Here is a 17,469-nt window from a genome sequence, read left to right on the forward strand (position 1 = left end):
TGGCCCGAGTGCGCGGGCGCCGCGCATGAGCGAGCAGCTTCTCATCGCTGGCGGCGGCATTGGGGGCCTGGCGGCTGCGCTGGCGGCCACCCATGCCGGATGGGATGTGCGCTTGTACGAGCGCGCGCCGGTCTTCAGCGAAGTGGGCGCCGGCATTCAGCTGGGGCCCAACAGCGTGCGCTGCCTGCAGGCCTGGGGGCTGCAAAAGCCGTTTCAGGCGGTGGCGGCGTTCCCTGAGCGCCTGCAGGTGCGCAGTGCGCTCAGCGGGCAAGCACTGGCCGAGCTGGATCTAGGCGCCGCGGCCATTGCACGCTACGGCGCCGCCTATGGCACCGTGCACCGCGCCGACCTGCATGCGCTCTTGCTCGAAGCGCTGTTGAAGCAACCGTCGCTGCACTTGCACGCGGGGGTTGCCATCGACCGCTTTGCCGAGGGAGACGACAACGTGGTCCAGGTGCGCACCGCCCGGGGCCGCGAGATCGAAGGCGACGCCTTGGTCGGCGCAGACGGCTTGTGGAGCACGGTGCGTGCCCAGTTGCTGGGCGATGGGCGGCCGCGTTTTTCGGGCCACCTGGCCTACCGCGCGCTGGTGCCGCAAGGGGGCTTGCCAAAGCGCATGCGCACATCACAGATCACCGCCTGGCTGGGCCCCAACCTGCATGCGGTGCAGTACCCGGTGCGCCGGGGCGAGCTGCAGAACCTGGTGGTCATCGTGCACGGCGAGGCGCCCGACGACCTGCAAGACTGGGACCACAGCGCCCATGCCGCCGATTTGCAAGCGGCCTTGGCCGGCACCTGCAGCGCGCTGCAGGACGCCATCGGCGCCGTCGCCCACAGCCGGGGCCAGTGGCGCCTGTGGCCGCTGTGCGACCGGCCGCCGGTGGCGGGGCCGACGGACATGGCACGCGGGCTGGTGGCTCTGCTGGGCGACGCCGCCCATCCCATGCGCCCCTACCTGGCCCAGGGCGCGGGGATGGCGATCGAGGATGCGGCCGAGTTGCAGCGCGCGCTCGCCATGCACGACGTGGAGGTTTCCCTGCGCCTGCGCCGCTACGCGCTCAACCGCTGGCAACGCAACGCCCGCGTGCAGGCGCGCTCGGCGCGCAATGGCCGCATCTTCCATGCCACCGGGGTGCTGCGCTGGGGGCGCGACGCGGCGCTGCGCACCTTGGGGCCGCGCTTGCTGGACCTGCCCTGGCTGTACGGCACGCAGGCCATGTAATGGCGCTGAGAAACGGCCAAATGCACAGGATGGCGGATGTCAGCGCTGCGCCGCCAGCCAGCGCTCCAGCCGCTGCACACCCTGCGCCAACCGGCCCACGTCCTTAGAAGCAAAGCACCAGCGCAGCCAGCCCTCTGCTTCGGGGCCGAAAGCAATGCCGGGGGCCAGGCCCAGGCCGGCCTCGGCTACCAGGCGCTTGGCAAGCTGCAGCGAATCGCCGTGGCCGGCAATGCGCAAAAAGGCGTACATGCCACCCGGCGCGCTGCTCGTCTGCACGCCGGGAACGGCTTGCAAGAGCGGCACCAGCGTATCGCGGCAGCCCTTGAGGTGGGCCACGATGCGCGGCGTGATGGCCTCGGTCTGCGCAAGGGCGGTCAGCGCGGCACGCTGCACGAACACGGGAGCGCACGAGGTATTGAACTCCAGCAGCTTGCCCATCTGCGGCGTCATGGCCGCGGGCATCGTCAGCCAGCCCAGGCGCCAGCCGGTCATCAGGAAGGACTTGGAAAAGCTCTGCACCACCACCAGCCGGTCGTGTGCATTGGCGATGTCGAGAAACGACGGCGCCGCGCCCAGGGCCGAGCCCCCGGCGTAGTACAGGCGCTCGTACACCTCGTCCGACAGAATCCAGGTGCCGGTCTCGCGGCAGCGCGCCAGGATGGCCTGCTGCTCGGCGCGCGAGAGCGTCCAGCCCGTGGGGTTGTTGGGGGCGTTGACCACCAGCAGCCGGGTCTGGGGCGTGATGGCCTCCAGCAGCGCGGGCAGATCGAGCGTCCAGGCGCCGTCCGCCTGGGGTTGCAGCGCCACGCAGCGCAGGCGTGCACCCAGAATCAGCGGCTGCGCCGTGAGGTTGGGCCACACCGGGGTGACGGCCACCACCTCGTCGCCTGCATCGATCAGCGCCTGCATCGCCAGCATGAGTGCGTTCACGCCGCCCGAGGTGATGGCGATGCGCTCCACTGCCACCGGGCCGTGCAGCCGACTGGCGTAATCGGCCACGGCCTGGCGCAACTCGGGCAGCCCCAGGTTGTGCGAATAAAAGGTCTCGCCCGCTTGCAGCGATGCAATCGCCGCCGCGCGCACCGCCTCGGGCGTGCCCTCGTCGCTTTCGCCGAACCAGAACGGCAGCACGTCGCTGCGCCCCATGCCGGCGTTGGCCACTTCACGGATTTTGGATTCTTCGAGGTTCAGGATGGCTTGGCGCATGGGGATGGGTGAGCGTATGGGGAATCAACCAGAGTGTCAGATCGTAGCGAGAAGTCTTCCGGGTGGCGCGTCAGGCCCGCGTGGCCGGCGGCGCCGGCAATAGCCAGAACGCCAGCGCCCCGGCCACCAGCAGCGTGGCCAGCAGGCCGAACACCGCCCGGTACGGCTCCACGCCATGGTCTTGCGCCACCGCAGCCGCCACACCGGTCAGCCACTGCGCCAGCGCCACGCCCAGAAACATGGCCATGGTGAACACCGCCATGGCCCGCCCGGTCAGCGCGGGCGGGTAGGCCGAGCGCACGTCGGCGTACTGCAGCACGATGTAGCCCGACAGGAAGCCCACCAGCAGCGCGCCGCCGACGTCCACCCAGCTGTGCTGCACCAGCGCCATGGCGGCGAAGATCGCGCCCACCAGCAGCGTCAACCCGATGATCCAGCCGCGACGGCGCTGCGGGCCAGGGTCCGCGCGCCCAAACAAGGCCGGGCCCACCAGGGAGATCAGCGATACCAGCAGCGCCACGTTGCCGCTGGCCACCAGGCTGAAATGGTGGCGCTCGATCAGCACAGGCCCCAGCCACAGGCCCCGCAGCGTCAGGAAGCCGGCATAGGTCACCAGCGACAACAGCAAAATGCCCACGGTGTGCGGCAGCAGAAACAGCGCGCCATAGCTGCGCACCGCCACGGCCACCGATTCGCCCGGCGGCGCGCCGTGCCCCGCGCCCTCGGGTTCGTGCACCAGCCAGGCAATCAGCAGCCAGGCCAGCACGGCCAGGCCCGCCAGCACCAGAAAACCCGCGCGCCAGGACCACTGCGCCACCAGCCACGCCAGCGGCGTGCCAGTAAACAGCATGCCCAGGCCGCCCAGCCCCATCGCCAGGCCCGAAACAAACGCAAACTTCCGCGGCTCGAAATAGCGCGCAACGAACACGGTGCACACCAAGAACGCCGGCGCGCAGCCCAGGCCAATCAGCACCTGGCCCAGCAGCACTGCGCCATAGCCCGGTGCCAGGGCCGACAGCAGCGCGCCCACGATGGTCAGCGGAGACGCCGCCAGCACCGTGCGCCGCACGCCATACAGGTCGATGCCGATGCCCATGAACATCTGCATGCCGCCAAAGGCAAATGCAAAGGCGCCGGCAAACAGCCCCAGGGCTTGCGGCGAGAGGCCAAACTCGCCCTGCAGCCCGGTGGCGATGATGGCGGTCACGGTGCGAAACGCCTGGCTCAGCGAAAACCCTGCAATCAGCGCGATCAACATCACCCAGCGCCGCGCCAGCACAGGCGCCGCAGTGGGTGGGCAAGTGCCTTGCGGCGTTGGCGGAGTCATTTGGGGAGCGGACATAGGGTGCTGTCTTGACAGCCTACACCGTGGAGCGGGCGTGTGCTGTCGCGGCTGTAGAACTCTTGTTTCGATAGCGGTCTAGGCAATAGGGATAAGCGCTAGCGCCCATTTTTGTGCTAATTTTTTGCGTGCCTCGCCTCCTGCGGGCTGTGCTGATGCAGCAGCGGCGACTCCGGCAGGTAGCGAAACGCCGTCGAGCCCAATGCCAGCGCCGCGGCAATCGTGGTCATCACGGCGCGGTAGGGCTCGACCCCGTGGCCTTGCGCCCAACCGGCGACCCAGCCGGTAAGCGACTGCATCAGTCCCACGCCCAGGAACATCGCCATGGTGAAGACCGACAGCGCCCGCCCCGTCAAGTCGCTCGGGTAGGACGAGCGCACATCGGAGTACAGCAGCACCGAATAGCCCGACAGCACCGAAATCGCTAGCACCAGTGCCAGGTTCAGCGCCACCTGCTGCGCCAGGCCCACGCCCAGGTACAGCACCGAGATGCCGAGCGAGAAATTCACCACCCAGCGGCGTCTGCGGGTCGGCCCAGGGTCGATGCGGCCAAACAGGGCCGGGCTGAAGAGCGAAATCAGCGACATGGCCACCGCCATGTTCCCCGCGCCCACCAGGGTGAAACCGTAGCGCTCGATCAGCATCGGCCCGATCCACAGGCCGCGCAGCGCCAGAAACGACGCGTAGGCCACCATGCCCAGCAGCAGGATGCCCAGCGTGTGCGGCAGCACAAACAGCGCGCCAAAGCGCCGCACCGCCGTGCGCCAGTGTTCGCGCTCAGGCGGCGGGCCGGCAAGGGCTGGCTCGTGCACGCGGCGCCAGATCAGCAGCCAGGCCAGCGCCGACAGCACGGCCAGCAGCACGAACCCGCTGCGCCAGCCTGCGCGCTGCACCAGCCAGGCCAGCGGCGTTCCCGTGAACAGCAGCCCCAGCCCGCCCACGCCCATGGCAATGCCCGACACGAAGGCAAAGCGTGCGCTGGGGAAATGCCGGGCGATGAACACGGTGCAGGCCAGAAACGCCGGTGCGCAGCCCACGCCGATCAGCAACTGCCCCAGCATCAGCCACGGATAACCGGGCGCCCAGGCCGAGAGCGCCGCGCCGACGATGGTCAGCGGGAACGCGCTCAGCACGGTGCGGCGCAGGCCGACCACATCCATGCCGATGCCCATGAAAAACTGCGCAACACCGAACGACAGGCCAAACAGGCCGGCAAATGCGCCCAGCGACGCAGGGGTCAGGCCAAAGTCGTGCCGCAGGCCGGTGGCCATGATGGCGGTGACGGTGCGGTAGGCCTGGCTCAGCGCAAAAGCCGACAGCAGCGCCAGCAGCATGAACCACAGCGCAGTTTTCGGGGGGGACGGTGTGGGCGCTAGGTTGGGAAGTGCCGTGGACTCTGCCGAGGGTGTCTGCTGCATGGCAGGAGCCTACACGGCGCGGCCTGCGCGCGCTGTCACGGCCGTGTGGCGCGGCGCACGTTGTGAGACTCCAACGCTTTGCGCCAACGCAAACTCTGGTGTTTTCGCCGCCTATTTGCTGAAAAACCTCCCGCTTTTGCCCGGAACTTTATAAAATGAGAACTATTCCTATTGTCTTTCCCAAAGATTTGCCGTGAGCCAAATGCCTCCCAACAATGCGGCCACCCGCGCCGCTGTCGAATGCAGCCTGGCAGACTTGCCGCTGCGCACCGACGCCTGGGTGCAGGGCCTGAACATGAACGCCGAGCCGCAAGACCATGATGTCTTGCTGCGCCTGGTGGAAATCGGCTTTCTGCCGGGTCAGCGCGTCAGCGTCATGGCCCGTTCCATGGGCGGTGGCGATCCGCTTGCGGTGCGCGTCGGGCGCAGCACCTTTGCCCTGCGCCGGCGCGAAGCTGCGCTGGTCCGGGTGGGGGCCATGCCGCCCGCTGCGCTGGCGGTGCCGGTATGACGGCATCGATGTCCTCCCCAGGCGCGCCAGCCGGCCTTGCGCCTGACCAACTGGCGCTGCTGGGCCACCCCAACAGCGGCAAAACCGCGCTGTTCAACCTGCTCACTGGCAGTCGCCAGAAGGTCGCCAACTACGCCGGCGTCACCGTCGACCGCAAGGAAGGCGTGCTGCTCACCCCCTCCGGCCGGCGCCTGCGGGTGCTCGATCTGCCGGGTGCCTACAGCCTCAATGCGCTCAGCGCGGACGAGAGCGTGACGCGTGACGTCGTCACCGGCAAGCGTGCTGGCGAGGCGCTGCCCGATCTGCTGGTTTGCGTCGTCAACGCCGCCAACCTGCAGCTGGGCCTGCGCATGGTGCTCGAAACCCGGGCCATGCGGGTGCCCATGGTGCTGGCGCTGAACATGAGCGACGCCGCCCGCAGCGCCGGTATCCGCATCGACCGTGAGCGGCTGCAGGCCGAGCTGGGCATGCCGGTGGTGGAAACGGTGGGCATCCAGAAGGGCGGCGCCGCCGAGTTGCTGCGTTTTCTTGATGGCTGGCGCCCCGCGGCCGAGACCAAACCCCAGCCCTGGGAGCCGCACGGCCTGGAGCAGGTGCTGCAAACCCAGGTCGAGGTGCAGCGCATCATGCGCCTGGCCGTGACCGAGCCCGAAGGTCTGCTGCGGCGCGACGACGCCATTGACCGCGTGGTGCTGCACCCACTGTGGGGCATGCTGCTGCTGGCGGCCACCATGTTCCTCATGTTCCAGGCGGTGTTCAGTTGGGCGCAGGTGCCCATGGACGCGATCAATGGCGTGGTGGACGGCCTTGGTCAGTGGGTGTCGGCGCACATGGCCGAAGGTGCGCTGCGCAGCCTGCTGGTCAACGGCATCATTGCCGGGGCGGGCGGCGTGCTGGTGTTTTTGCCGCAAATCCTGATCCTGTTCTTCTTCATCCTGGCGCTGGAAGATTCGGGCTACCTGCCGCGCGCCGCTTTCCTGCTCGACCGCGTGATGGGCACGGTGGGCCTGTCAGGCCGCTCCTTCATTCCGCTGCTCTCGAGTTTTGCCTGCGCCGTGCCCGGCATCATGGCGACGCGCACCATCACGCACTGGCGCGAGCGCCTGGTCACCATCATGATCGCCCCGCTCATGACCTGCTCGGCGCGCCTGCCGGTGTACGCGCTGCTGATTGCCGCGTTCATCCCCTCGAAAACCGTGGCGGGAGTGTTCAACCTGCAGGGCCTGGTGATGTTCGCGCTGTATGTGGGCGGCATTGTCAGCGCCATGGCCGTGGCCTGGGTGCTCAAGCTCTGGCGCGGCAAGCTGGCGCCCACCCCGCTCATCATGGAGCTGCCCGCCTACCGCTGGCCGAGCGTGCGCAACCTCGCGGTGGGCCTGCTGGAGCGTGCGCGCATCTTCCTGCGCCGCGTGGGCGGCATCATTCTCTCGCTCACTATCCTGCTGTGGTTTCTCTCCACCTACCCGGCGGCGCCGGCAGGCAGCGCCGGGCCGGCCATTGCGTACAGCCTGGTGGGCCGGATCGGCTCGCTGCTGGAGGTGGTTTTTGCACCCATAGGCTTTACCTGGCAGATTGCCGTGGCCCTGGTGCCCGGCATGGCGGCGCGCGAGGTGGTGGTCAGCTCGCTGGGCACGGTGTATGCGCTCTCGGCCACAGGGGATGACACTGCCGCGCAACTGGGCCCGCTGATCGCACAGCAGTGGTCGCTGGCCACGGCGCTCTCGCTCCTGGTGTGGTTCATTTTCGCGCCGCAGTGCCTCTCGACCCTGGCCACCGTGCGGCGCGAAACCGGGTCCTCACGCCTGGCGCTGGTCATGACGGTCTACCTCTTTGCTCTGGCCTATGCGGGCAGTTTCATCACCTACCGAATCGCCCTGGCGATGGGAGCGTAAAGATGTGGCAGAACCTTGCAGTGAACGCTGCCGTGCTGGTGGCCGTGGTGTACGCCCTCTGGTACCTGATGCCCGGCGCCTTGCGCCGGCGCCTAGCGGCCATCCGGCCGGAACTGGGCAAGGCGCCGTCCTGCTCTTCGGCGTGCAGCGACTGCGGCGGTTGCGGGCCCAAGCCGGGTTCGCCCGCGCAAGCAGCGACAAAACCCATCACTTTGACGCGCCGCTGAGGCGCTGTGCGCCCCAGCCTGCTCAGGCCGCGCCGCTGCCCGCGTGCGGCCGCTTGGGCGCCAGCGCGTTGTCATGCTCCAGGACGGAGTAGGCCACCGAGCACAGCAGCGAGTTGATGCGCTTGAAATCGCTGATCAGGTCAATGTGCAGCGAGCTGGTTTCCATGCTGGGCACAGAACGGTCTTGCAGGCGCACCAGGTGCGCGGCGGCGTAGTCGCGTTCCAGCTCGCGAAAGCGGGTTTTTTCTTCCAGCAGTTTCTTGGCGTCGCGTACGTTGCCGTTGAGGAACACGCTCATCGCCAGGCGCAGGTTGTCGAGCAGGCGTGCGTGCAGGTCGTTGATTTCCTCCATGCCGGCCTCGGAAAATTTGAGCCCGCGCTTGATCTTCTTGTCCTCGATGTCGATCAGGATGCGCTCAATGATGTCGCCCACCTGCTCCATGTTGATGGTGAAGCCCATGATGTCTGCCCAGCGCCGCCCCTCGCGCTCGTCCAGCGCTTCGCGCGAGATCTTGGTCATGTAGTACTTGATATCCGAATACAGGCCATCGACCGTGTCGTCGAGCTTGCGCAAATCCTGCGACAGCTTGAGGTCGGCCGTGCGGATTACCGTGTGGATGCCCTGCAGCATGGTCTCCACCACATCGGCCAGGTGCAGCGCTTCGCGCGCGGCGCACGAAATGGCGAGCGACGGCGTGGCCAGTGCCGAGTTGTCGAGGTGGCGCGGGCGCGTGTCGGTCGGGTTGGCCTGCTCACGCGGCAATAGGCGCTCGACCAGGCTGGCGACTGGCTTGGTAAAGGCAATGCACACCAGCGCCATGACGACATTGAAGACCAGGTGGTAGAGCACCACCAGCGCCGCATCGCTGGGAATGTGCGGGCGGGCGTAGAGCAGCCAGGGGGCCGCCAAAGGCGCCATGACGATCACGCCGAGGATCTTGAAAATCAGGTTCCCCAGCGGCACCTGGCGCGTCTCCACGCTGGAGCGCATGGTGGTGATCACCGCCAGCAGGCCGCTGCCCAGGTTGGCGCCCACCACCAGCCCCAGGCCGACGATGGCGGGCACACCGCCCGGGCCGACCAGGGTGGCGGTCAGCAGCACGGTTGCCAGGCTGGAATACGACACGATCGAGAGAATCGCCCCCACCGTGATCTCCAGCATGATGTCGCTGGTCAGCGCACCCAGCAGGGTGCGCACCGTCTCCGAGCGGGTCAGCTCGGTGGCCGAATCGTTGATCAGCCGCAGCGCCAGCAGCATCAGCCCCAGGCCGATGCACACGCGGCCCACGCGGCCCGCCGTGGTGTCCTGGCGCGAGACGTAGAGCACCACGCCGACGAAGATGAACAACGGCGAGAGCCAGGAAAGATCCAGCGAGAACAGCACCGCCATGGCGCTGGTGCCCACATCCGCCCCCAGCATGACGGCCAGCGCCGCCGCCAGGCCCATCAGCCCCTGGCCCACAAAGGCCGAAACAATCAGCGCGGTCGCCGTGCTCGACTGCACCAGCGCCGTGACCCCGACACCCGAGAGGGCGGCGGCGAGCGGCGTGCGCACGCTGTGCGCAATGAGCTGGCGCAGACTGGCCCCAAATACACGCAAAATGCCCGTGCGCACCAGTTGGGTGCCCCACACGAGCAAGGCCACGGCGGCCAAAAGGTTCAAAAGATGTTTCATTTCGCTAACCGGACACTATACGTCGGAATGCGAATTTCATAGCACGTGACGCCGGCTTAACGCCGCGCGGCAGTGCGCTACCGGCCTGCAAACAGGCGCCGGTACCAGGGTTTTTGTCCCGCCCGGGCCTTGCCGGAGGCCAGGCCCGGAACGGTCGGCACCGCGCCCGGCTCAAGGTTGTCAAGCACGGCCTGTGGGCGCCCCAGAACCATGCGGCGTGCTTCGTCCTTGCCGGCGCATTCAATAAGCCGCTCCACCGCTTCGTCCATGCGCGGGTTGCGGGCGCGGGTGTTGTGGGCGTCGCTGGCTACTACCGCCACCAGACCATCGTCCAGGAAGCGATCGCTCCAGTAGCGTGCCCGCTTGCCAAAGCGCCCGGTGATCGAGCCTGCCGTCAGCTGCATCCAGGCGCCGCGCTCGGCCAGGCGCACAAAGGTGGGGTAGTGGTCTTCGATCCACACCAGGCGCTCGGGGTGCGTCACCAGCGGCACGAAGCCGGCCACCATGATCTGGAACACCGAATCCTCGAAATGCGGCGGCGCCACGTGGTGCGAAGGCTCCAGCAGAAAGTAGCGCGAGTTGTGCAGCGTCGGCACACGCCCGCTTTGCAGGCCTTCGAGCAGCTCGGGCACCAGGTGCGCGTCGGCCCCGCGCGTGAGCTTGAGCGCGATGCCATTCGCGTCCAGTTCGGCCTGCAGTTTTTTGATGTGGCCCGCAATGCCGGCGCTGTCGTTCATGTACAGCCCGGGGTAGATGTGCGGCGTGCAGGCCATGATGCGGGTGCCTGCGTCCACCGCTTGGCGTGCCATCTCCAGCGACATCTCCAGCGAGCGCGCGCCGTCGTCAATGCAAGGCAGAAGGTGGGAATGCAGGTCGATCATTGGGAAGCCTCGGCCGCGCGGGGGCGCAACTCGAAGTCGTCAAAATACATCACCCCAGCGATTCCTGCTCGCGCTTCCCAGGCGGCGGTGGCTTCCAGTTGCAGGCGGGCTGCGCCTTCGCACTCGGCCGGCATCTCGAAATCGAGCTCGAAGTTGCGCCACTCCTTTTGCGTCTCTTCGAGCACCTCGGTCTGGGCAAAGCGCTCGTCGCCTGAAGCGCAGCGCAGCGCCCACACCAGGCCCTCGCGCGAGCGCAAGCGGTCGCTCATGTAGCGCCCGGTGAGGCGGTACCGGGTGCCCAGCAGCACCACCGGCTGGCTCACCAGAGCCTGGGGCAGGGCGGCGCGCCCGGTCATTTCCACCTGCAGCATATTGCCGGGACGCGGTGCGGCGGACACCTGCGCCACCTGCACGCCCACCTTGCCAGCGCGCTGCTGCGGCCAGGTCCAGTCGAAACCGCGCAGGCTCGCGCGCCGGTCGAAACCGGGGTTGTACAAGCCGTCGTGCACCTGGCCCAGCAGCGCCACCCACAGGCTGTAGGCGTCCAGCCAGTAGCCGTCACGCTTGAGCCGCTCAATCTGGCCGAGCACCGTGTTCGGGCGCAGCACGCCAAGCTTCCAGCCTTCGCTCACGAAAGCTTGCAGGGCATCCACGGGAACCTGCGCGCTCAGCGAATTCAGCACCGGGTCGAGCCAGCGCGATTGCGGCGTGAGCTGTGCGCGCACGAAATCCTGTGTGGTGGGCTCAAGCATCAACGCCACCAGCGGCTCGCGGGCGTTGGCCTCGCCGCGCTCGACCAGCAGCGTCAAGGCCTTGGCGGCGCTCGCGTAGTCCTTGTTGCGCAGACTGGCCGAGGCCTGCAGGGTCAGCGCCTGATCGTCGTGCGGCGCCAGCTTTTGCAGCCAGGGCAGCAAGGGCGTGGCCAGGTCGTCGCTCTGCCCAGCCAGGTTGGTGGTCAGCCACAAGTAGGCGCGTCCGTCGCCAATGTTGCGCTCCAGGTGCGCAATCTGCTGGGTCGGCGTGGTGGTCTCCAGCTTGCCCGAGCTGTAGTCGCTGCAGCCTTGCTCAAACGGCCACTCCGCCAGCCAGCAGCCGCGCTCAATCTGCTGCGGCCAGGCCCAGACGCACAGCACGCCGGCCAGCGCCAGCCACAGGGCTATCCAGGTGGCGCGCGCCAATCGGCGGGCAGGGCTGGATCTCATTCGAACTCCTGCATGTCAAGCCGGGTCAGGGCAGTGCCGCCTTCTGCGCCAACGAACTGCGCCAATACGCGGTAGCGCACGGTGGTGCTGGCGGCGGTCTGGGGGTTCTGCGCTGTGATCAGCACCGAGCCGTGCAAATCCAGCGCCCCGGGACGCCGCGTTTCCGACAGCGCCATCGCGTTGACCTTGAGCTGTGGGTAGTCGCGCGCCAGCCGCAGGCCGGGTGCCATCACATTGCCCTTCACATTCATGCTGCGCAGCAGCTCATTCGTGCGGCTGGCCTCCTGCGGGCGCTCAAGCAGCACCATCAGGTCGCGCAGATATTGCGTTGCGCCAGGCACGTCCACGCTCCACTGCGGTGTGGGCGCGGTGGCAGCCGCCACAGCCTGCGTCGGCGTCGGCGCTGGAGGCGGTGCTGCCGGGGCTGGCGGCTGTGCCGGTGCGGTCGCCACCGGGCGCGTGGGTGAGGGCGCGGGGGCGGGGGTGGGCGCAGGCATGGGTGCTGCTGCGGCTGCGGTCCAGGTGGCTGGCGGCGTCTGTATCGGTTCGGGCGTTGCCCGCGCCGGCGGCGCAGCCAGGGCGTCGTCGCTGTGGCTGTTCAATGCCACGCGCGTGGCGCTCGGCTCGCGTGCCGCGCGCGGCTCGGGGGTCGGGCTGCGGGGGAGTGCTGCTGCATCGGCGGCGAATTGCGGCAGCGGCGTCGAAGGTGCCTGGGCGGTAGCGGGTGCACGTGCAGTGGGTGTGGCGCCGCCGCCCTCTGTGGCGGCTGCCGCACGCGCCGCGGATGGCCTGGCCGGCTCGGCAGCCCACAGCACGTCGCGCGACAAGGTGAGGTCGGCCTTGTGGTCTTCACTGTTGGCTGTTGCCAGAGCTGCGGGCGGCGCTGCTGTCGGGGTGCGCGCTTGTGGAGCGGTGGATGCAGGTCGTGCCGCAGTCTGGGTCACGGGGCTGCGTGCCAGGCTTTGCGGCGTGGCGGCGCCCGCTTTTGCCGGCGCGCGGGCTACCACCAGCGCGCCGCCGGGCGCATCGTTGGCGGCCCAGGTCAGCAGGCCGAGCACCAGCACGCCCACGCCCGTGGCCGTCAGCAGCAGCCGCGCCTGCGTGGGGTAGCGGGCCCACAGCGCGCGCCAGCGCTCGCCCAGGCCCGCGTGGTGGTGGCTGTCCAGGCGGCGGCGCTGCATGCTGCGCACGTCGGCCGTGCTGGGCGCGGGCGCAGGTGCCACCCCTTGCCAAGTGGGGCGCGCGCTGCCTTCAAGCTGCTGGTCGTAGCGCTCGCGCAATTCGGGGTTGGCCAGCACCTCCTGCGCCCGGTTCACCATGCCGGCGGCGCCGCTGGGCAGGCCCTGCACGCCCATGTCGGGGTGGGTCAGGCGGATCAGTGCGCGGTAGCGGGTGCGCAGCAGTTCGGGGTCAACCGCGCCGGGCATCAGGCCCAGCACCTGGTAGTGGGTGTTCTCCTGCGCAAAGCAGGCGCGCTGGATGAACAGCACCGCTGCTGCCTTGATCTCTTGCGCCTGGGCTTGCAGCGCATCGGGTACGCGCCCCTGCGCCCACAGCGCCACGGTGTCGAGCTGGGCGTAGAGCTCACGCGGCTCACGCAGGCGCAACGCGTAGCGGCCAGGCGTGCGGCCAAAATCAAGCAGCACCTTGGCCAGGGCGTTCTTGGGCATGGGAAATCCGGCTGCTCGGCTGGCGCGGCCTCAAGCCGCCGTCAGCGAAGGCTCGGTGCGATCGCCCTGGCCGGCAGCCGGTGGCTTGGGTGCGGGCGAATCCACGCCGTAGCCGTAATAGTTGTCGTAGGTGTAGTAGGCAGTGTTCTGCGCCGTGGTCTTGGTCAGCACCACGCCGCAGGGCATGACGCCGGCCATGCGCAGGCGCCGGAAGGCGTCCTTGATGTGGCTCTTGCGCGTCTGGCTGGCCTGCGCCACGAACAACACCGAATGCACCTGGTTGCCCAGCACGATGGCGTCGGCCAGGCCCAGCACCGGTGGCCCGTCGAAAATGATGTACTGCGCGCCGCGCACCTCCAGCAGGTCCATCAGCTCGCCCAGGCGCGGGCCGGTAAGCAAGTCGACCGGGCTGGGCGGAATCGGCCCTGCGGTGATCACCATCAGGTTGTCGATGGCGCTCATGCGCGTGATCTCGCCCGGCTTGCCGTGGCCCGAGAGGTAGTTCGACAGGCCTGCCGTATTCGGCAGGTTCAGGTACTTGTGCACCGAGGGGTTGCGCATGTCGGCGTCGATCAGCACCACCTTGGCGCCCATCTGCGCGAAGTTGATGGCCAGCGCCAGCGCCGTGGTGGATTTGCCCTCGTTCTTGGTCGTGCTGGTTAGCACCAGGCGGCGCGGCGCGCCATCGGCCGTGGAAAACTGCAGCGCCGTGCGCACGGAGCGGTAGGCCTCGGCGATATGCCCGCGCGGGTCTTCGTGCACCAACAGCGCCAGGCTGGCGAGGCTGGTTTTTTCCTTCACCTTCGGGATCACGCCCAACAGCGGCACCTGCAAGAGCTTTTCGACCTCGTCGGCGAACTTGATCGAATCGTCCATCGATTCCATCAGGAACACGATGCCCAGCCCCAGCACAATGCCCGCCAGCAGCCCAATGGCAGCGTTCAGCGCCAGCTTGGGTTTGTAGGGGAACAGCGGCACTTCGGCCTTGTCCACCACCTGGATGTTGTTCGTCTCCACCCCGCCGGCCACGCCCACTTCTTTTACCTGCTGCAGCAGGCCGTTGTAGAGCTCGCGGTTGGTGTCCACCTCACGCTTGAGCAGGTTGAAGTCCACGCTGCGGTCCTGCGCCTGCATGATTTCGGCGCGCGTTTGCTGCAGTCGGGAGCGAATGAGTTGCTCTTGGCGCTTGGCGGTTTGTGCCTGGTTGCGTACCGAAGCCAGAATGCTTTGCACCTCGGCTTTGATCCGGCTGTTGAGTTCGTCCATCTGCGCGCGCAATTGCTTCATTTTGGGAAAGTCGTCCTTGTAGACCTTGCCCGCTTCCTGATAGTCCTGGTCGAGTTTGCTGATCTGGGCCTTGTAGTCCTGAATCGTCTTGCTCTCGAGCACTTGGCGCGACGTGTCGGGCGCCGTGCGAATCGCCTCATAGTCCGAATCGGTCTTGATCACGTCCTGTTCGGCTTTGGTGAGCGCTGTGGAATATTCGGTAAACGTCTGGTTCAGCACGTTGGTCTTTTCATCCAGCGTGAGAATGTTGCGCGAACGGGCGTATTCGTTGAGCTTGCGCTCCGACTCTTCCAGCTTGGCCTTGGTGAGGCCGAGCTGCGTTTCCAGGAACGTCTTGGCGTAGGACGACGAATCCATGCGCCGCTCCAGGTTCAGCGCGATGAAGCCCTCGGCAACGCTGTTGGCAATGCGCGCCGCCAGTTGCGGGCTGGCGTTTTCCACCTGGACGCGCAGCATGCGCGAATTGCGCACTTGCTCGGCTTTCACAGTGTCGTTAAAAGCCTTCAACACCTGTTCGCGGTTGAGCCGTTCGGCGCTGTTCGATGCCGGCTCGCGGATCTTGCCGTAGCTGTCCTTGATGCGGTCCAGCAGGTTGCCCATCATGGCCTGCCAGCCAGTGGCTTCGGGCGCTTCGGGCTCTGCATCGCTGCCGGCAGGCGCCGCGTCGCCCGCAGGCGCTGCCGCCGTGGGCAGGGGCAGGCCCTGGCGGTCAAGTTGCAGTTCGTCGATCACCCGCTCGGCCAGCACCCGGCTCTTGAGCAGCTCCAGTTGCGTGCCCAAGGCCGTGCGCTCATCGACATCCTGGTTCGCGTCGGCGTCTTGCGCAAACTTCACCACGCGCGCGGCGCGCTTGTCCACCTGCACCGTGGTGGTGGCCAGGTACAGCGGCGTTTTGATGAAGCTCAGCAGCAAAGCCACCAGCAGCCCGCCAATGGCCACCGACACCAGCAGCCCTTTGTGCTTGACCACCATGCGCCAGAGGTCGCGCAGGTCGAGCGTGTCGTCGTCCTCTTCCTGCGGGGCTGGCGCCTGCGCAATGGGCATGCCCAGCGCATGGTTGCCGCGCAGCTGCAGCGCGTGCGAAGGGGCGGGCCCGCGGTGTGCAGCGGGCAGGTGGTCAGGCTCGGGGTGTTGAGGGTCTTGGGACATGGCGCGCAGAAAAACTAAAAAGGGCGGCGTGCCACCCCAGGGCGCTCGCGTGGCGAGCGGGCTTCAATTGGGGGTTGCGACGTTGCGGTAGCTGGAAGCAAAGGGGTTGAGCGTATCGATGATGTCGCGGAACAGCGAGTCGCGCAGCGTAACGCGGGATTCCACACGGTTGACCACCACCACATCGTCGTTCTGCAGCATGGGGTCGGGCGCCTCGCCCTTGCGAATTTTGAGTACGTCGTATTTCTCTGACTCGCTCTTGCCGGCGGGCGTCATGCGAAACAGCATCACGTTTTCCATATCGGCCAACTGCCCGCCGCCACCGGCCATGGCCAGTGCGCGCAGCAGGGTGATCTGCCCCGTCAGCGGGTACACGCCCGGCTTATTCAGCGCACCATCGAGCGTGACGCGCTGCGTGGTGAACTCTTTCACGAAGATGGACACCTGCGGATCCTGCAGGAAGTTCTTGCCGCTGTATTGCAGCGCAATCAGCGCCTCGGCATCGGCTGGGGTCAAGCCCGCTACGCTCAGCGTGCCGATCAGCGGCATGGCGATCTGGCCGCTGGTGTTCACGCGCACCGTGCGCTTGAGCTCGCTCACGCCGAATACCTCAATCTCCAGCAAATCATTGGGGGTGATCTTGTAGTCCGAATCGACCGTGCTGGGCACTGCGCCGGCCTCTTGCAGCTTGCGTGCGGGGGCATCAAGCCCGCGGCTTGCCGTGGGGGGGGTGGCCGCAGCAGTAACTTCGCCGCGCATGGGCGTGCCTTGTTGCGCCGCTGCGGGGCCACCTGTCAGGCCGTACGCGACCACCGCCACAAAAAGCAGGGAGTGCAGACGATAAAGAATCGAGCGGCAATGGGGCATGGCTGGCAAGGGAACTTTCTATAAAGCAGCGGTGCAGAGCAACCGGCGCAGTATAAAGCGCAGTCCCGGCACCACTTTTGTGTGACAGACACAGTGAGCCGACTTTTGATATTAACAAGGCCTCTGTAGGCCTGCCAACTTTAGAATGCGCCCGCCAAGCACCATTTTTTTAATAGGGGCTTAAGGCGCCACGGCGTCGGCCTTGCTCACTGCAGCTTTATGAATTTATCGAACGCACACATCGCCATCATCGGCCTGGGTTACGTGGGCCTGCCCCTCGCCGTGGAATTCGGCAAGCAGCGCCCGGTGCTGGGCTTTGACATCAACCAAGCGCGCATTGCCGAGCTGCAAGCGGGCCGCGACAGCACCTTGGAAGTCGAACCACCAGACTTGGCCGCTGCCCGCCAATTGCAGTTCAGCAGCAACGCAGCCGACCTGCGGGCGTGCCAGGTCTTCATCGTTACCGTGCCCACCCCGGTAGACCAGGCCAATCGGCCCGACCTTACGCCCCTCGTCAAGGCCAGCGAAACCGTGGGCAAGGCGCTCAAGCCCGGCGACGTGGTCATCTACGAATCCACTGTGTACCCCGGCGCCACCGAAGAGGTGTGCGTGCCGGTGCTGGAAAAGCACAGTGGCCTGGCATTCAACACCGACTTCTATTGCGGCTACAGCCCCGAGCGCATCAACCCCGGCGACAAGCAGCACCGCCTGCCCACCATTAAAAAGGTGACCAGCGGCAGCACGCCCGAGGCGACCCAGGCCGTCAACCAGCTGTACGCACAGATCATCACCGCTGGCACCTACCAGGCCAGCAGCAGTTCAGCAGCAATGCCGATCGACGAGGCCTGCCAACGCCTTCATCGCCAATATGTGCACCGCAGGCGATCACGCTAAGCCCCATCGAATCCTGAGAGCGCTCT

13 protein-coding genes and 1 pseudogene are annotated in these 17,469 nt (G+C 67.2%); 5 read left to right on the forward strand and 9 right to left on the reverse strand.

The window, feature by feature from the left end; all coding sequences use genetic code 11:
- Window positions 1-25: 25 nt before the first annotated feature.
- Window positions 26-1,222, forward strand: a complete 1,197-nt coding sequence (locus AC07ZH_RS08055) for an FAD-dependent monooxygenase (protein WP_495199292.1) — start codon at window positions 26-28, stop codon at window positions 1,220-1,222.
- Between the two features lie 39 nt (window positions 1,223-1,261).
- Here the strand turns inward: AC07ZH_RS08055 and AC07ZH_RS08060 are convergent, their stop codons facing one another.
- The 3 genes from AC07ZH_RS08060 to AC07ZH_RS08070 form a co-directional block, all read right to left on the reverse strand.
- A complete protein-coding gene (locus tag AC07ZH_RS08060) occupies window positions 1,262-2,428 on the reverse strand; it encodes a pyridoxal phosphate-dependent aminotransferase (protein ID WP_495199293.1) in 1,167 nt (388 codons plus the stop codon).
- A 70-nt stretch (window positions 2,429-2,498) separates the two neighbouring features.
- The gene (locus AC07ZH_RS08065) at window positions 2,499-3,770 is read right to left on the reverse strand and encodes an MFS transporter (protein ID WP_495199294.1); all 1,272 of its coding nucleotides are present in this window, start codon (window positions 3,768-3,770) and stop codon (window positions 2,499-2,501) included.
- 116 nt (window positions 3,771-3,886) lie between these two features.
- On the reverse strand, window positions 3,887-5,188 hold the full coding sequence (locus AC07ZH_RS08070; protein WP_495199295.1) for an MFS transporter: 1,302 nt from the start codon (window positions 5,186-5,188) through the stop codon (window positions 3,887-3,889).
- A gap of 202 nt (window positions 5,189-5,390) precedes the next feature.
- Here AC07ZH_RS08070 and AC07ZH_RS08075 point away from each other — a divergent pair, with 202 nt between their 5' ends.
- The 3 genes from AC07ZH_RS08075 to AC07ZH_RS08085 are packed head-to-tail and all read left to right on the forward strand — an operon-like array spanning window position 5,391 to window position 7,818.
- Window positions 5,391-5,699 (forward strand): FeoA family protein, encoded by a 309-nt coding sequence (locus AC07ZH_RS08075; RefSeq protein ID WP_495199377.1) that lies wholly within the window; start codon window positions 5,391-5,393, stop codon window positions 5,697-5,699.
- Window positions 5,696-7,591, forward strand: coding sequence for a ferrous iron transporter B (gene feoB / locus AC07ZH_RS08080; protein ID WP_495199296.1), 1,896 nt, complete (start codon window positions 5,696-5,698; stop codon window positions 7,589-7,591). The genes AC07ZH_RS08075 and feoB overlap by 4 nt, the downstream gene beginning before the upstream one ends.
- Window positions 7,592-7,593: 2 nt before the next feature.
- Window positions 7,594-7,818 carry a hypothetical protein gene (locus AC07ZH_RS08085; RefSeq protein ID WP_119108446.1) on the forward strand — a complete coding sequence of 75 codons (225 nt, stop codon included), beginning with the start codon at window positions 7,594-7,596 and terminating at the stop codon, window positions 7,816-7,818.
- Between the two features lie 22 nt (window positions 7,819-7,840).
- Here the strand turns inward: AC07ZH_RS08085 and AC07ZH_RS08090 are convergent, their stop codons facing one another.
- The 6 genes from AC07ZH_RS08090 to AC07ZH_RS08115 form a co-directional block, all read right to left on the reverse strand.
- The gene (locus AC07ZH_RS08090; RefSeq protein WP_495199297.1) at window positions 7,841-9,493 is read right to left on the reverse strand and encodes a Na/Pi cotransporter family protein; all 1,653 of its coding nucleotides are present in this window, start codon (window positions 9,491-9,493) and stop codon (window positions 7,841-7,843) included.
- Window positions 9,494-9,570: 77 nt separating this feature from the next.
- The gene (locus AC07ZH_RS08095) at window positions 9,571-10,374 is read right to left on the reverse strand and encodes a tyrosine-protein phosphatase (RefSeq protein ID WP_495199298.1); all 804 of its coding nucleotides are present in this window, start codon (window positions 10,372-10,374) and stop codon (window positions 9,571-9,573) included.
- Window positions 10,371-11,576: a hypothetical protein gene (locus AC07ZH_RS08100; RefSeq protein ID WP_495199299.1), complete on the reverse strand. Its 1,206-nt coding sequence runs from the start codon at window positions 11,574-11,576 to the stop codon at window positions 10,371-10,373. Before AC07ZH_RS08100 ends, AC07ZH_RS08095 begins: the two co-directional genes overlap by 4 nt.
- Complete coding sequence (locus AC07ZH_RS08105; RefSeq protein ID WP_495199300.1) at window positions 11,573-13,246, reverse strand: J domain-containing protein; 1,674 nt, start codon at window positions 13,244-13,246, stop codon at window positions 11,573-11,575. Before AC07ZH_RS08105 ends, AC07ZH_RS08100 begins: the two co-directional genes overlap by 4 nt.
- A 30-nt stretch (window positions 13,247-13,276) precedes the next feature.
- Window positions 13,277-15,682, reverse strand: coding sequence for a GumC family protein (locus AC07ZH_RS08110; protein WP_495199301.1), 2,406 nt, complete (start codon window positions 15,680-15,682; stop codon window positions 13,277-13,279).
- Window positions 15,683-15,745: 63 nt separating this feature from the next.
- The gene (locus AC07ZH_RS08115; protein ID WP_119108440.1) at window positions 15,746-16,549 is read right to left on the reverse strand and encodes a polysaccharide biosynthesis/export family protein; all 804 of its coding nucleotides are present in this window, start codon (window positions 16,547-16,549) and stop codon (window positions 15,746-15,748) included.
- 219 nt (window positions 16,550-16,768) lie between these two features.
- Here AC07ZH_RS08115 and AC07ZH_RS08120 point away from each other — a divergent pair.
- Window positions 16,769-17,377, forward strand: a pseudogene (locus AC07ZH_RS08120) (nucleotide sugar dehydrogenase); the annotation flags it as partial.
- Window positions 17,378-17,469 lie beyond the last annotated feature (92 nt).

This window comes from Simplicispira sp. GW247-4R2A, from assembly GCF_059424465.1.